Source organism: Sellimonas sp. (assembly GCF_047234585.1).
GTDB classification, from domain to species: domain Bacteria; phylum Bacillota; class Clostridia; order Lachnospirales; family Lachnospiraceae; genus Sellimonas; species Sellimonas caecigallum.
The window spans coordinates 22,704-39,164 of the sequence record NZ_JBKSWG010000022.1; the positions used below are offsets into that span (position 1 = coordinate 22,704).

The window sequence follows — 16,461 nt, forward strand, 5'->3', positions numbered from 1 at the left end:
TGTGATATAGTTAAAAATGCACTATTGTGGGATGGTGCGCCATGAGATGGGCGCAAAATTGTAGGAAAATCCCGCAAAGCAACATGAAAACTGGTGTTTTTCACGAAAATAAATATACAAGGAGTGAAACGTCAATGGAGAAAAACAGAATTCGTCCCATGAAAAGCGGAAGAAGTTCCCGTATGACTTATTCCAGACAAAAAGAAGTTCTTGAGATGCCAAATCTGATTGAAGTCCAGAAAGATTCCTATCAGTGGTTCCTTGATGAAGGACTGAAGGAAGTGTTCGAGGACATTTCCCCGATCACAGATTACAGTGGACAGCTCAGTCTGGAATTTGTGGATTTTACATTATGTGAAGACGATGTGAAATATACGATCGAGGAATGTAAAGAGCGTGACGCGACATATGCGGCACCTTTGAAAGTAAGGGTAAGGCTTTATAATAAGGAAACAGATGAAATCAATGAGCACGAAATCTTTATGGGCGATCTGCCTATCATGACGAAGACAGGAACGTTCGTGATCAACGGTGCGGAACGTGTTATCGTAAGTCAGCTTGTACGTTCCCCGGGTATCTATTACGGAATTGCCCACGACAAGATCGGTAAAGAATTGTTCTCATGTACGGTTATTCCGAACCGTGGTGCATGGCTTGAATATGAAACAGACTCCAATGACGTTTTCTATGTAAGAGTAGATAGAACAAGAAAGGTACCGATTACGGTATTGATCCGTGCATTGGGTATCGGCACCAATCCGGAAATCATCGAGATGTTCGGTGAAGAACCGAAGATCCTTGCAAGTTTCGGGAAAGATACGGCAGAGAATTATCAGGAAGGTCTTCTGGAGCTCTACAAGAAGATCCGTCCAGGCGAACCGCTTGCTGTGGACAGTGCAGAAAGCCTGATCACAAGTATGTTCTTTGATCCGAGAAGATACGATCTTGCAAAAGTAGGACGTTATAAATTCAACAAAAAGCTGCTCCTCAAGAACAGGATCACAGGCCATGTCCTTGCAAAAGATGTGGTAAGTCCGCTTACAGGGGAAATCCTCGCGGAAGCAGGCACAGAAGTGACCAGAGAGCTTGCAGATACGATTCAGAATAATGCAGTTCCGTATGTGTGGATCAGCAACGAAAGCGAAGAAAGAGATATCAAAGTCCTTTCCAATATGGCTGTTGACCTCAAAGAAGTGACTGGAATCGACCCTCATGAAGTGGGAGTGACAGAACTTGTTTACTATCCGGTACTGGCTGAAATTCTGGAAGAGACAGCTGGAGATGTGGATGAACTGAAGGCTTCTGTCAAGAAGAGCATTCATGAACTGATTCCGAAGCACATTACAAAAGAAGATATTTTTGCATCTATCAACTACAACATGCATCTGGAATACGGAATCGGAAATGATGACGATATCGACCACTTAGGAAACAGACGTATCCGTGCGGTAGGAGAACTTCTCCAGAATCAGTACCGGATCGGTCTTTCCAGACTGGAGAGAGTGGTGCGTGAGAGAATGACGACACAGGATCTGGAAGGCATTTCCCCGCAGTCTCTGATCAATATCAAACCGGTTACTGCGGCGGTAAAAGAGTTCTTTGGATCTTCTCAGCTTTCTCAGTTCATGGATCAGAATAACCCGCTCGGCGAGCTGACACACAAGAGACGTCTGTCTGCACTTGGACCAGGAGGTCTTTCAAGAGACCGTGCCGGATTCGAGGTCCGCGACGTTCATTATTCCCATTACGGAAGAATGTGTCCGATTGAGACGCCGGAAGGTCCGAACATCGGTCTGATCAACTCTCTTGCGACATATGCAAGAATCAACCAATACGGATTCGTTGAAGCTCCGTACAGAAAGATCGACAAATCCGATCCGGAGAATCCGGTTGTCACAGACGAAGTAGTCTACATGACAGCGGACGAGGAAGACAATTACCATGTGGCACAGGCCAACGAGCAGCTGGATGCAGAAGGACATTTTGTCAGAAAGAATGTATCTGGTCGTTATCGTGAAGAGACACAGGAATACGAAAGAAGCAAGTTCGATTACATGGACGTGTCTCCGAAGATGGTATTCTCTGTGGCTACAGCCCTTATCCCATTCCTTGAAAACGACGATGCTAACCGTGCGCTCATGGGATCAAACATGCAGCGTCAGGCCGTTCCGCTTCTCACAACAGAAGCTCCGGTAGTAGGAACAGGTATGGAAGAAAAATCAGCGGTTGACTCCGGTGTGTGCGTTGTCGCTGAGGAAGGCGGTATCGTAGAGCGTTCCGCATCCACAGAAATCATCATCAAACAGGATGATGGAAACAGAAAGAAATATAAACTTACAAAGTTCCTGCGAAGCAACCAGTCCAACTGCTACAATCAGAGGCCGATCGTATTCAAAGGGGACAGAGTGGAAAAGGGAGAAGTCATTGCAGACGGACCATCCACATCCAACGGCGAGATGGCGCTTGGAAAGAACCCGCTCATCGGTTTCATGACATGGGAAGGTTATAACTACGAGGATGCTGTATTGTTAAGCGAACGTCTTGTACAGGACGACGTATACACATCCGTTCATATAGAAGAATACGAAGCAGAAGCGCGTGACACAAAACTGGGACCGGAAGAGATCACAAGAGATATCCCGGGTGTCGGCGACGATGCGCTGAAAGATCTTGATGACAGAGGTATCATCCGTATCGGTGCGGAAGTGCGTGCCGGAGATATCCTTGTCGGAAAGGTAACTCCGAAAGGGGAGACAGAGCTTACCGCAGAAGAAAGACTTCTGAGAGCGATCTTTGGAGAAAAAGCCCGCGAAGTAAGAGATACTTCCCTCAAAGTACCGCACGGGGAATACGGTATCGTTGTGGATGCGAAAGTGTTCACAAGAGAAAATGGAGACGAATTGTCTCCTGGCGTAAACCAGGCAGTACGTATCTATATTGCACAGAAGAGAAAGATTTCCGTCGGAGATAAAATGGCCGGACGTCACGGTAACAAGGGTGTCGTTTCCCGCGTACTTCCAGTAGAAGATATGCCGTTCCTGCCGAACGGCCGCCCGCTTGATATCGTGCTGAACCCACTTGGGGTGCCTTCACGTATGAACATCGGACAGGTGCTGGAGATCCACTTGAGTCTTGCGGCCAAAGCACTTGGCTTCAATATCGCAACACCGGTATTTGATGGGGCGAACGAGAACGATATCATGGATACACTGGATCTGGCAAACGATTATGTAAATCTTTCCTGGGAAGAGTTTGAAGAGAAACATAAAGAAGAACTTCTTCCGGAAGTGATGCAGTATCTTTATGACAACAGAGAACATAGAAAACTTTGGAAGGGTGTGCCGCTTTCCAGAGATGGTAAAGTACGGCTGAGAGACGGACGTACAGGAGAATACTTTGACAGCCCTGTTACGATCGGACACATGCATTATCTGAAGCTCCACCACCTGGTAGACGACAAGATCCATGCACGTTCCACAGGTCCTTACTCACTGGTAACACAGCAGCCACTGGGTGGTAAGGCACAGTTTGGTGGACAGCGTTTCGGGGAAATGGAAGTTTGGGCGCTGGAAGCATACGGCGCATCCTACACGCTGCAGGAAATCCTCACAGTGAAGTCCGACGACGTCATCGGACGTGTGAAGACGTACGAAGCGATCATCAAGGGCGACAACATTCCGGAACCAGGTATTCCGGAATCCTTCAAAGTACTTCTCAAAGAGCTTCAGTCACTGGGACTGGATGTGCGTGTCCTCAAAGATGACAACACAGAAGTGGAGATCATGGAGACATCTGATTATGGAGAAACAAATCTCAATGCCATCATCGAAGGAGACAGAAGGTATGGCGGCGACAGAGAGTCTTACGGAGAACACGGATTTTCACAGCAGGAATTCCAGGGCGAAGAGCTGGTAGACATCGAAGAAGAGCCGGAAGAAGAGGAACTGGATTTTAGCGACGATGACTTTTCGATTGAATTCGACGAAATGTCTGATGAAGAATAGAAAGGGGTGCCATAAATGACAGGAACTAATAGTGAAGCCACATATCAGCCAATGACCTTTGACGCCATTAAAATTGGACTGGCATCACCTGAAAAAATCTTGGAATGGTCAAGGGGAGAAGTGACAAAACCGGAAACCATCAACTACAGAACACTGAAGCCGGAACGCGACGGGCTTTTCTGTGAGAGAATTTTCGGACCTAGCAAAGACTGGGAATGTCATTGTGGAAAATATAAAAAGATCCGCTATAAAGGTGTGATCTGTGACCGATGCGGAGTTGAAGTGACAAAAGCGAGTGTGCGCCGTGAACGTATGGGGCACATCGCGCTTGCCGCTCCGGTTTCCCATATCTGGTATTTCAAGGGGATACCGAGCCGTATGGGTCTGATCCTCGATCTTTCTCCAAGAACATTGGAGAAAGTGCTGTACTTTGCTTCCTATATTGTGCTGGATAAGGGAGAGACAGATCTGCAGTACAAACAGGTACTCTCCGAACAGGAATATCAGGACGCAAGGGAAAAATGGGGAAGTGCATTCCGTGTGGGAATGGGAGCAGAAGCAGTACAGGAACTTCTGCAGAATATCGACCTTGAAAAAGAATATCACGAGCTGAGAGAAGAGCTTTTAGGAGCTACAGGCCAGAAACGAGCAAGGATCGTAAAACGTCTTGAAGTAGTAGAGGCGTTCCGTGAATCCGGAAACAAGCCGGAATGGATGATCATGACAGTGATCCCGGTCATCCCGCCGGATCTGCGCCCGATGGTACAGCTCGACGGCGGACGTTTTGCAACGTCTGACTTAAATGACCTGTACAGAAGAATCATCAACAGAAACAACCGTCTGAGAAGACTCCTGGAACTGGGAGCTCCGGACATTATCGTAAGAAACGAAAAGAGAATGCTTCAGGAAGCGGTTGACGCCCTGATCGACAATGGACGCCGCGGACGTCCGGTAACAGGACCTGGAAACCGTGCGCTGAAATCTCTTTCCGATATGCTGAAAGGAAAATCCGGACGTTTCCGTCAGAACCTGCTCGGAAAACGTGTAGACTACTCCGGACGTTCCGTTATCGTCGTAGGACCGGAACTGAAGATCTATCAGTGCGGTCTGCCGAAAGAAATGGCGATCGAGCTGTTCAAGCCGTTCGTAATGAAAGAACTGGTTGCAAACGGTACGGCACACAATATCAAAAATGCAAAGAAGATGGTAGAAAGACTGCAGGCAGAAGTGTGGGATGTGCTGGAAGATGTCATCAAAGAACATCCGGTTATGCTGAACCGTGCCCCTACACTGCACAGACTTGGTATTCAGGCTTTCGAACCGATCCTTGTGGAAGGTAAGGCGATCAAACTTCATCCGCTCGTATGTACGGCTTTCAACGCCGACTTCGACGGGGACCAGATGGCTGTACATCTGCCGCTTTCTGTGGAAGCGCAGGCAGAATGCCGCTTCCTCCTTCTCTCCCCGAACAACCTTCTGAAGCCGTCAGACGGTGGACCGGTAGCCGTTCCTTCACAGGACATGGTACTTGGTATTTACTATCTGACTCAGGAAAGACCGGGAGCGGCAGGGGAAGGAAAGATCTTTAAGAGCGTCAACGAAGCCATCCTTGCGTACGAAAATCAGGTTATCACGCTGCATTCCAAGATTAAAGTCCGCGTGACAAAAGCAATGCCGGATGGAAGAACAATCATGGGTACTGTGGAATCCACATTGGGACGTTTCCTCTTCAATGAGATCATCCCGCAGGATCTTGGATTTGTAAACCGTGAAGTGGAAGGAAACGAACTTCTTCTGGAAGTAGATTTCCATGTAGGAAAGAAACAGCTTAAGAAAATCCTTGAAAAAGTAATCAATACACATGGGGCTTCCGCTACTGCAGAAGTGCTTGACAATGTAAAAGCGATCGGATACAAATTCTCCACAAGAGCCGCTATGACAGTATCTATTTCCGATATGACGGTGCCGCCGCAGAAGCCGGAAATGATCAAGCAGGCACAGGATACAGTAGATAGGATCACAAGAAACTTCAAGCGTGGTCTTATCACAGAAGAAGAACGTTACAAAGAAGTCGTAGAGACATGGAAGGCGACAGACGATGCCCTGACAGAGGCTCTGCTTTCCGGACTTGACAAATATAATAACATTTTCATGATGGCTGACTCCGGAGCTCGTGGTTCCGATAAACAGATCAAACAGCTTGCCGGAATGCGCGGACTTATGGCTGATACGACAGGACGTACGATCGAGCTCCCTATTAAGTCTAACTTCCGTGAAGGTCTTGACGTTTTGGAATACTTCATGTCTGCACACGGAGCACGTAAAGGTCTTTCCGATACGGCTCTTCGTACAGCGGACTCCGGTTACCTCACAAGACGTCTTGTCGATGTATCTCAGGAATTGAGTATCCGTGAAGTGGACTGTGTGCCGAAGGGTGCAGAAATTCCGGGTATGTACGTGCATGCATTTATGGACGGAAACGAAGAGATCGAAAGTCTTGAAGAACGTATTACAGGACGTTATTCCTGTGAGACGATCTGCGACAAAGACGGCAATGTCATCGTGAAAGCAAACCATATGATCACGCCAAAACGTGCGGCTGCGATCGTGACAAAAGGTGTGGATAAAGACGGCAAAGAGATCAAGAAGGTTAAAATCCGTACGATCCTTACATGTAAATCCCATCTGGGTATCTGTGCAAAATGTTACGGTGCAAACATGGCTACAGGAGAACCGGTACAGATCGGAGAGGCAGTCGGAATCATTGCTGCTCAGTCTATCGGGGAACCTGGTACACAGCTTACAATGCGTACGTTCCACACAGGTGGTGTGGCCGGCGATGATATCACACAGGGTCTTCCTCGTGTCGAAGAACTTTTTGAGGCAAGAAAACCGAAAGGTCTTGCTATCATCACTGAGTTTGCAGGAACTGCGACAATCCACGACACGAAGAAGAAGAGAGAGATCATTGTTACAAACAATGAGACAGGAGAATCAAAAGCATACCTCATTCCGTACGGATCAAGAATCAAGATCATGGACGGAGCAGAGCTTGGTGCCGGGGATGAACTTACAGAAGGTAGTGTCAACCCGCATGATATCCTGAAGATCAAAGGACTCCGTGCTGTACAGGATTACATGATCCAGGAAGTGCAGAGGGTATACCGTCTCCAGGGTGTAGATATCAACGATAAGCATATCGAAGTTATCGTTCGCCAGATGCTGAAGAAAATCCGCATCGAGGAAAATGGAGATTCCAATTTCCTCCCGGGCACGATGGTAGATGCGCTTGAGTTTGAAGATACAAACCAGAAACTTATTGAAGAAGGAAAAGAGCCGGCTACAGGAGAGCAGGTAATGCTTGGTATCACGAAGGCTGCGCTCGCGACGAATTCCTTCCTGTCAGCAGCCTCCTTCCAGGAGACAACAAAAGTTCTGACAGAGGCAGCTATCAAAGGAAAAGTCGATCCGCTGATCGGTCTGAAAGAAAACGTAATCATCGGTAAACTGATTCCGGTTGGTACAGGTATGAGCAAATACCGCAACATCAAGCTGAATACAGATGCCATGATCGCTGCAAAGAAAGAAGAGGAAGAGCGTCTTCGCAAAGAAGAGGAAGAAGCCCTCAAAGAAGCAGAAGCAGCGGAAGCGGCTGCAAAGGCAAAAGAAGAGTCTGCAGAAGCTGAGGAAAATCTGGAAGCAGGAGAGTCTGAATTTGCAGATATCAACATGGAAGAAGCTGCCGATGAAGACTACGAAGCTGAAATGGCAGAAGAATCAGAGGAGACAACAGAAGAATAAAATTTCGTTTCATAAGTTTACTCAGAAACAGGTGCTGTGCCGAAAGGTATGGTGCCTGTTTTTATGTTGTGATATACTGATTGGAAGAGGAAGAAAATGCAATAACGCAAAAACAATTTACAGGCAAAGCCGTATGGCCAATATACCCACACGGCGGAAAGGAAGGACAGAAGATGAGTCAGTTTCAAGGTGTTACATGGAAGGATATTGAAAAGTTTGACGAGTGCTATGAAAGGCATCCGCTGGGGAGAGCGATGACAAACGCATTGTACAAGCACTCGGTTAAAGATGTGGCGTTTTGTTACGAGTCTTTGGCAGCGTCACAGTTCGCTTTTTCAGTGGATATCCCGACACTTCCGGTAACGAATCAGAAGTCCAGCGGACGATGCTGGATCTTTTCAGCGTTGAATATACTTCGTGAGGAGACGGCAAAGAAGTGTGGCCTCGAAAAGTTTGAACTGTCCCAAAATTACATGGCATTCTGGGACAAATTCGAGAAAGCAAATTATATGCTGGAAAGTGTGATCGCCCTCGCAGACCGACCGACAGATGACCGTTTGCTTTGTCACATCTTATCCATAGGTGTACAGGACGGCGGTCAGTGGGATATGTTCGTGAACCTTGTGGAAAAATATAAGGTAGTTCCGAAAAGTGCTATGGAAGAGACGTACCAGAGCAGTAATACCGCTGAGATGAACAGCCTTTTGAACGCGAGACTCAGACAATGCGCGGCAAAACTTCGCAGGACTGTCCGTGAAGGCGGAGACGCACAGGCAGAAAAGAAACAGATGATGGAAGAAATCTATCGTTTCCTCTGCATGTGTTTTGGTAAACCTCCGAAGACATTTGATTTTGAATATGTGGATAAAGACAAAAAGTACCACATTGCAAGGAATCTGACACCGGAGACATTCTACGAACAGTTCGTAGGGCTCAATCTGAAAGACTATGTAAGCATCATCAATTCCCCTACGGAAGACAAACCGTTTGGGCGAAGCTATACGGTGGATTTCCTTGGAAATGTAGCAGAAGGCGCGCCGGTACGTTACTATAATGTCCCTATGGATACGCTGCGAGACCTGATCATCCGCCAGCTGTCAGACGGACAGCTCGTGTGGTTTGGGAGCGATGTTGGAAAATATGGAGAGCGTGACAGAGGTATATGGAGTACGGAAGCTTATGATTACGAAGGAGCTTTCGACATGGATTTTAATATGACAAAAGGGGACAGCCTCGACTACAGAGAGAGCGCCATGAATCATGCCATGGTTATTACCGGAGTCAATCTCGATGAAGACGGAAAAGCGACAAAGTGGAAAATCCAGAACAGCTGGAGCGAGGAACACGGGGAAAAAGGTTTTTATCAGATGAGCGCGTCATGGTTTGACCGTTTTGTTTACCAGGCAGTCATTCACAAAAAATATCTTACGGAAGAACAGCTAAAAGAAGCAGATCAGGAACCTATCCATTTGTCTGCATGGGATCCGATGGGGACACTGGCAGATTAGCAAATGCACACGGAGTTGATTGACTTTTACCGCCAGGAAGTCTATAATAAATACAGCTAGTTTAATATCATATTGAAAGTGGGGTAATAGCTATGGACCAAACAAAATTAAGCAGAATTTTAACGAAAATGGAAGAGCAGGGAATGCCGCAGATGATCATTTCTGATCCTCCGACAATTTACTACTTAACAGGAAAGTGGATTATTCCAGGGGAAAGAATGCTTGCACTTTACCTGAACGTAAATGGAAATCACAAACTTGTTATCAATAAATTGTTCCCGCAGGAAAAAGACCTGGGAGTAGAACTCGTGTGGTATGATGATGTTGAGGATGCAGTGGAAATTCTGAGCAGATTTGTCGAAAAAGACAAACCGATCGGAATTGACAAAGTATGGCCGGCAAGATTCCTTTTAAGACTTCAGGAATTAGGCGCAGGAAGCAAATTCCTCAATGGTTCCATGATCGTTGACTATGTAAGAATGGTCAAAGATGAACATGAACAGCAGCTCATGAGAGAAGCATCCCTTGCAAACGACAAGATCATGGAAGAACTGATCCCGCTCGTTGTAAAAGGATATACAGAAAAAGAACTGAATGCGAAAGTAAGAGAAATGTACGCTGCAACAGGACATTCAGGAGTATCTTTTGATCCGATCACAGCTTATGGAAAATCAGGCGCTGACCCGCACCATGTAACAGACGACTCAAAAGGAAAACGCGGAGACAGCGTAGTACTTGATATCGGTGGTATCTTAAATGATTACTGCTCAGATATGACAAGAACAGTATTCATCGGAGAAGTATCTGATAAAGCAAGAGAAGTATATGAAATCGTAAAAGAAGCTCAGCAGAGAGGTATCGACGCTGTAAGGCCTGGCGCAAGAATGTGCGATGTTGACCTTGCATGCCGTAACTATATCACAGAAAAAGGATACGGCGAATACTTCACACACAGAACAGGACATTCCATCGGTATGGAAGACCACGAATATGGCGATGTATCTTCTGTAAATGAAGATATCATCCAGGTAGGACAGGTATTCTCTATTGAACCAGGTATCTATCTGATGGACGAAGGCATTGGTGTTCGTATCGAAGACCTTGTAATCGTTACAGAAGACGGATGTGAAGTTCTGAACCACTTTACAAAAGATTTGATCGTAGTACCGGAAGAATAAGACATGTATACATAAGGGGGCGTTTCTAAAAGTCAGGAGATGACTTTGGGGATGCCCTCCCTTTTGATTATAAGAAGAAGTATCGGAACGACTGGCGCAAAGTGCTTGGCTCGACGACAGGCTGGACAGAAAAGCTGCAATGTAGTAGTATTATACCTGTAAAAAACTTCTGCGATCTGCATCATGCAGCTTGACGGAGGGAAAATGCGGAGGTATATGGAATGACGAGAGAACAAGCTTACGAAATTTTGCAGAAATATATGAAGGGACAGCGGTATCTGGAACATTCTTACGCAGTGGAAGCTATCATGCGGGGTGTAGCAGAAAAACTTGCGCCGGATCAGGTGGAGTACTGGGGAATTGTAGGGCTTTTGCATGATCTGGACGAAGAACATTGCGAATGGAAGGAACATCCGGAGACACACGGACCGAAATCAGTGGAGATATTAAAAAGTGAAGGGATCGATGACCCGATACTTTTTGACGCAATCTGTTCCCATAATCCGCAAAGCGGAGTGAAGGCAAAGACGAATCTTCAGTATGCGATCCTTGCATCCGACCCGATGAGCGGATTCTTAAAGGCCATCGCGCAGATTTATCCGGATAAGAAGATTGCAAGCGTAAAGCATAAGTCGGTAACGAAGCGCTTCCGGGAGTTGCGTTTTGCCGCCGGAGCAAATAGAGATTACATGGAAGCTATTGAATTTACAGGAATGAATTTTGATGAGTTCATCGATATTGCCCTTGCATCCATGTGTGCGATCGCAGATAAGATAGGATTATAGAGGAATGATCGTCCAAAATATGCTGAATATGCAGGGGATGATGTTCTTCTTCGTTCTGGTCGGTTTTCTCGTGAGAAGACGGGGAATCGTCGGGATGGAAGGAAGAAAGAACATGGTGGATCTGTGCCTGTACGTGCTCCTGCCGTTTAATATTTTTCACGCGTTTCTTGTACAGACTAAAGATAATGTGTGGAGGCTGGTGCTGATCACAATCCTGCTTTCGGTCCTTTATAATGTAATTTCCGTAGGAGCAGCGTTTCTTCTATATAAGAAGGCAGATGAGACAAAGCGAAAGCCGCTGCGTTACGGTACGATCGTTTCTAACGGGGGTTTTCTGGGGAACCCGGTAATTGAAGGAATATACGGGACAAATGGACTTCTGTATGCGTCTGTCTTTATGCTGCCGGTGCGGATCGTTATGTGGTCGGTGGGCGTGTCCTGTTTTATATCCGGTCAGAAGAAAAACGTCGTGAAAAAAGTAGTAACCCATCCGTGTATTGTAGCCATTTTTCTTGGCCTCATTGCGATGCTGCTCCCAGTTCAATGGCCGATATTTTTCACAACTGCGGTAGGAGGGTTGAGCAGTGCCAACACACCTATGAGCATGATGCTGATCGGCATGATGCTGGCGGAGATGGATCCCAGAGGGCTGATTGACCAGACAATGGTTTTCTACACGTCCGTGCGTCTTGTGATCCTTCCGATGATTTTGTTTGGAGTCACAGCACTTCTCCCGATTCCTTCCATTCTTCGCGGGATTACTGTAATCATGGCAGGAATGCCGGCTCCTGTCACGACAGCGCTTTTGTCATCCAAATATGGGGGAAACGAAAGCTATGCGACTGGTATGATCTTTCTCACGACGCTTGGATCACTTGTGACGCTCCCCCTGTGGTGTCTGATTTTGTCGATCGGATAGAAGGAGATTCGAGGAATCTGTTATGTTTTAGATGGCAATGCGGTATAGTTAGAGAAAAGAAGAAAGAGAGGTTTGGTCAGATGGGAGAAATCAATATCAGAAGGGCAGCTGTAGAAGATGCGGCCAAAATCGTAGAATTTTATAATTACGTAGGTGGGGAGACAAGCTACCTCAGTTTTGAAAAAGACGAGTATCCGATGAATGTGAAGGAACAGGAAGAGGAAATCCGCTCTCTTGAAGGAAATGCTACAAATATTATGCTCCTTGCTATGGACGGCGAAGAAATCGCAGGTATTGCGACGATTCATTCTTCCCACAAGATCAAGGCAAGACATGACGGGGAACTCGGAATTGTGGTAGCAAAGAAATACCAGAATCAGGGAATTGGATCCGAACTCATCCGTCAGCTTATTGAGTGGGCAAAAGGAAACGGTGTGACGACAAGAATCAGCCTGGACACAAGAGCTGATAATGTGATGGCCGTTTCCCTCTATATGAAGTTCGGATTCCAGATAGAAGGATGCCGCAAAAACTCTACACTGCTGAATGGAACATATTATGACCTGTACGTGATGGGAATGATGATCCATTAAAAGCTATGCCAAATGCGGCTTTTATCCGTCTTACACAGACAAGCCTGTGAATCCGGAAAAAAAGCCGCGCATGGCTGAATAGTTGAAAAAAGTCGAGGGAAAGCCTTGACTTTTTTTATTTGGCGTAATACAATTATCTAGCGCGCGTGAAAGTGCGAGTTATTTTCGCGTGCGGAAACATGAAAATGTTTTAAGCAACCTTATTAATTATTCGTAGGAGGTGAAAGGAATGCCAACATTCAATCAGTTAGTAAGAAAAGGACGTGAAACTTCTGTAAAGAAATCTACAGCTCCGGCACTTCAGAAAGGATACAACTCTCTGAAAAAAAGAGCTACAGACACATCTGCACCGCAGAAGAGAGGTGTATGTACAGCAGTTAAGACAGCTACACCTAAAAAACCTAACTCTGCTCTTAGAAAGATCGCCAGAGTTCGTCTGTCTAACGGAATCGAAGTAACAAGCTACATCCCGGGAGAAGGACACAACCTTCAGGAACACAGCGTTGTTCTTATCCGTGGAGGCCGTGTTAAGGACTTACCAGGTACAAGATACCACATCGTTCGTGGTACACTGGATACAGCAGGTGTTGCTAAGAGACGCCAGGCTCGTTCCAAATACGGTGCTAAGAGACCGAAAGACGCAAAGAAATAAGTAAAAGTTAAGTAACAAAATCGTTATCGTATCACAGGACTATGAAGATTAGTAGGTTGCGGATTGACATATATGATGAATATGTCCTGCCGCACGAACGCATTCTGTGAAGCGAGTACTGATGATTTAATCCAATTATGATTAAGGAGGGAAGGACCGTGCCACGTAAAGGACATACTCAGAAAAGAGACGTATTAGCGGATCCATTGTACAATAACAAAGTTGTTACAAAACTTATCAATAACATCATGTTAGATGGTAAGAAAGGTGTAGCACAGAAGATTGTATATGGCGCATTTGAAAGAATCGCTGAGAAAGCTGACAAACCGGCTATCGAAGTATTTGAAGAGGCAATGAACAACATCATGCCTGTACTGGAAGTAAAAGCAAGACGTATCGGTGGAGCAACATACCAGGTACCGATCGAAGTTCGTGCAGACAGAAGACAGGCTTTAGCTCTTCGCTGGTTGACAACATTCTCCCGTAACAGAGGAGAAAAGACAATGGAAGAAAGACTGGCAAACGAAATTCTCGACGCTGCAAACAATACAGGAGCAGCTGTAAAGAGAAAAGAAGATATGCACAAGATGGCAGAAGCAAACAGAGCATTCGCTCACTACCGCTTCTAAGATTCTTGACAGAATCCACATTCTGTTTTGTGAAACAGTCGATCTCATTATTAATAGGAGGAAAAAGTCTTGGCTGGAAGAGAATATCCATTAGAGAGAACAAGAAACATTGGTATCATGGCTCATATCGATGCTGGTAAGACTACACTGACAGAGCGTATTCTTTACTATACCGGTGTTAACTATAAGATCGGTGATACTCACGAAGGTACTGCTACCATGGACTGGATGGAACAGGAACAGGAAAGAGGTATCACGATCACTTCAGCTGCTACAACATGTCACTGGACATTGGAAGAAAAGACAAAACCGAAAAAAGGTGCTCTTGAACACCGTATCAATATCATTGATACTCCGGGACACGTTGACTTTACAGTAGAAGTAGAACGTTCCCTTCGTGTACTTGACGGCGCTGTAGGTGTGTTCTGTGCCAAAGGTGGTGTAGAACCGCAGTCTGAAAACGTATGGCGTCAGGCAGACACATATAACGTACCGCGTATGGCGTTCATCAACAAGATGGACATTCTGGGAGCAGATTTCTACAATGCAGTAGAACAGATCAAAACAAGATTAGGAAAAAATGCAATCTGTCTTCAGCTTCCGATCGGAAAAGAAGACGAATTCAAAGGAATCATCGACCTGATGGAAATGCAGGCTTACATCTACAATGATGATAAGGGCGATGACATCACAGTTTGCGATATTCCAGAAGATATGCAGGATGATGCAGAACTCTATCGTACAGAACTCGTAGAAAAAATCTGTGAGCTTGACGACGATCTGATGATGCAGTACCTGGAAGGCGAAGAGCCGTCCATCGACGAATTAAAAGCAGTATTAAGAAAAGCTACATGCGAATGTCAGGCTATCCCGGTTTGCTGTGGTTCTGCTTACAGAAATAAAGGTGTTCAGAAGCTGCTTGACGCGGTTGTTGAATACATGCCGGCTCCGACAGACATCCCGGCTATCAAGGGTGTTGACGAAGACGGAAACGAAGTAGAGAGACATTCTTCTGATGAAGAACCGTTCTCAGCTCTCGTATTTAAGATCATGACAGACCCGTTCGTAGGTAAGCTTGCTTACTTCCGTGTGTACTCAGGAACAATGAACTCCGGTTCTTACGTTCTGAATGCAACAAAAGGCAAAAAAGAACGTGTCGGACGTATCCTTCAGATGCACGCAAACAAGAGAGAAGAACTTGACAAAGTTTACTCCGGAGATATTGCTGCAGCAATCGGATTCAAATTCTCCACAACAGGAGATACAATCTGTGACGAACAGCATCCGGTAATCCTTGAATCCATGGAATTCCCGGAACCGGTTATCGAGCTTGCTATCGAACCGAAGACAAAAGCTTCCCAGGGCAAACTTGGAGAATCTCTTGCAAAACTTGCAGAAGAAGACCCGACATTCCGTGCTCATACAGACCATGAAACAGGTCAGACGATCATCGCAGGTATGGGAGAACTTCATCTTGAAATCATCGTAGACAGACTTCTTCGTGAATTTAAGGTAGAAGCAAACGTTGGTGCTCCGCAGGTTGCTTACAAAGAATCCTTTACAAAAGCAGTTGATGTGGACAGCAAGTATGCAAAACAGTCCGGTGGTCGTGGACAGTACGGACACTGTAAAGTTAAATTTGAACCAATGGATGTCAATGGAGAAGAAACATACAAATTCGAATCCACAGTTGTTGGTGGTGCTATTCCGAAGGAATACATCCCGGCAGTTGGAGAAGGTATCGAAGAAGCTATGAAGTCCGGTATCCTTGGCGGATTCCCGGTTGTTGGTATCCATGCAAATGTTTACGACGGATCTTACCATGAAGTCGACTCTTCTGAAATGGCATTCCACATTGCAGGATCTCTTGCATTCAAGGATGCTATGTCAAAAGCAGCTCCGGTACTTCTTGAACCTATCATGAAGGTAGAAGTAACGATGCCGGAAGAATACATGGGAGACGTTATCGGAGATATCAACTCCCGTCGTGGACGTATCGAAGGAATGGATGACCTGGGCGGCGGAAAGATCGTACGTGCATATGTACCGCTTTCTGAAATGTTCGGATACTCCACAGATCTTCGTTCCAGAACACAGGGACGTGGTAACTACTCCATGTTCTTCGAAAAATACGAACCAGTACCGAAGAACGTACAGGAAAAAGTATTATCCAATAAAAATGCCTAAAAAGGCTTGAAAATTCGGCAGATTTGAAATATAATCAGATATAGCTGAGTAAACTTTTAAATCAAAAAATTGCCCGTATCCGGGGCAGAATTAAGGAGGACTATTCAAATGGCAAAGGCTAAATTTGAAAGAACAAAACCACATTGTAATATTGGTACAATCGGACACGTTGACCATGGTAAAACAACTTTAACAGCTGCTATCA

The 16,461-nt window shown here is 45.7% G+C and carries 11 protein-coding genes; all 11 read left to right on the plus strand.

Translation table 11 applies throughout. The annotated features are described in order from the left end of the window. Positions 1 to 134: 134 nt before the first annotated feature. Entirely contained in the window at positions 135 to 4,004 is a 3,870-nt protein-coding gene (locus ACLROL_RS09540; protein ID WP_413067740.1) for a DNA-directed RNA polymerase subunit beta, read from the plus strand. A 15-nt stretch (positions 4,005 to 4,019) separates the two neighbouring features. Continuing rightward, positions 4,020 to 7,805 carry a DNA-directed RNA polymerase subunit beta' gene (gene rpoC, locus ACLROL_RS09545; RefSeq protein ID WP_413067741.1) on the plus strand — a complete coding sequence of 1,262 codons (3,786 nt, stop codon included), beginning with the start codon at positions 4,020 to 4,022 and terminating at the stop codon, positions 7,803 to 7,805. A 173-nt stretch (positions 7,806 to 7,978) separates the two neighbouring features. Further along, complete coding sequence (locus ACLROL_RS09550; protein ID WP_413067742.1) at positions 7,979 to 9,313, plus strand: aminopeptidase C; 1,335 nt, start codon at positions 7,979 to 7,981, stop codon at positions 9,311 to 9,313. A 92-nt stretch (positions 9,314 to 9,405) separates the two neighbouring features. Beyond that, a complete protein-coding gene (locus ACLROL_RS09555) occupies positions 9,406 to 10,491 on the plus strand; it encodes a M24 family metallopeptidase (RefSeq protein ID WP_087199808.1) in 1,086 nt (361 codons plus the stop codon). 221 nt (positions 10,492 to 10,712) lie between these two features. Then, the gene (locus ACLROL_RS09560) at positions 10,713 to 11,276 is read left to right on the plus strand and encodes an HD domain-containing protein (protein WP_087199806.1); all 564 of its coding nucleotides are present in this window, start codon (positions 10,713 to 10,715) and stop codon (positions 11,274 to 11,276) included. 4 nt (positions 11,277 to 11,280) lie between these two features. Next, positions 11,281 to 12,195: an AEC family transporter gene (locus tag ACLROL_RS09565; protein WP_087199804.1), complete on the plus strand. Its 915-nt coding sequence runs from the start codon at positions 11,281 to 11,283 to the stop codon at positions 12,193 to 12,195. A gap of 80 nt (positions 12,196 to 12,275) precedes the next feature. Beyond that, positions 12,276 to 12,788, plus strand: a complete 513-nt coding sequence (locus tag ACLROL_RS09570; RefSeq protein ID WP_087199802.1) for a GNAT family N-acetyltransferase — start codon at positions 12,276 to 12,278, stop codon at positions 12,786 to 12,788. 229 nt (positions 12,789 to 13,017) lie between these two features. Next, the gene (gene rpsL / locus ACLROL_RS09575) at positions 13,018 to 13,440 is read left to right on the plus strand and encodes a 30S ribosomal protein S12 (protein ID WP_087199800.1); all 423 of its coding nucleotides are present in this window, start codon (positions 13,018 to 13,020) and stop codon (positions 13,438 to 13,440) included. A gap of 158 nt (positions 13,441 to 13,598) precedes the next feature. Then, on the plus strand, positions 13,599 to 14,069 hold the full coding sequence (rpsG, locus tag ACLROL_RS09580) for a 30S ribosomal protein S7 (RefSeq protein WP_207651603.1): 471 nt from the start codon (positions 13,599 to 13,601) through the stop codon (positions 14,067 to 14,069). Between the two features lie 69 nt (positions 14,070 to 14,138). Further along, positions 14,139 to 16,256: an elongation factor G gene (gene fusA / locus ACLROL_RS09585; protein WP_087209945.1), complete on the plus strand. Its 2,118-nt coding sequence runs from the start codon at positions 14,139 to 14,141 to the stop codon at positions 16,254 to 16,256. A gap of 108 nt (positions 16,257 to 16,364) precedes the next feature. Continuing rightward, the coding region (locus ACLROL_RS09590; RefSeq protein ID WP_413067744.1) for a GTP-binding protein at positions 16,365 to 16,461 on the plus strand (97 nt) is incomplete at its 3' end.

Excerpts from the sequence above, each read along its gene's own strand:
- ACLROL_RS09540 (WP_413067740.1), top strand. The coding sequence starts at position 135 with ATGGAGAAAAACAGAATTCGTCCCATGAAAAGCGGAAGAAGTTCCCGT.
- rpoC (WP_413067741.1), top strand. The coding sequence starts at position 4,020 with ATGACAGGAACTAATAGTGAAGCCACATATCAGCCAATGACCTTTGAC.
- ACLROL_RS09550 (WP_413067742.1), top strand. The coding sequence starts at position 7,979 with ATGAGTCAGTTTCAAGGTGTTACATGGAAGGATATTGAAAAGTTTGAC.
- ACLROL_RS09555 (WP_087199808.1), top strand. The coding sequence starts at position 9,406 with ATGGACCAAACAAAATTAAGCAGAATTTTAACGAAAATGGAAGAGCAG.
- ACLROL_RS09560 (WP_087199806.1), top strand. The coding sequence starts at position 10,713 with ATGACGAGAGAACAAGCTTACGAAATTTTGCAGAAATATATGAAGGGA.
- ACLROL_RS09565 (WP_087199804.1), top strand. The coding sequence starts at position 11,281 with ATGATCGTCCAAAATATGCTGAATATGCAGGGGATGATGTTCTTCTTC.
- ACLROL_RS09570 (WP_087199802.1), top strand. The coding sequence starts at position 12,276 with ATGGGAGAAATCAATATCAGAAGGGCAGCTGTAGAAGATGCGGCCAAA.
- rpsL (WP_087199800.1), top strand. The coding sequence starts at position 13,018 with ATGCCAACATTCAATCAGTTAGTAAGAAAAGGACGTGAAACTTCTGTA.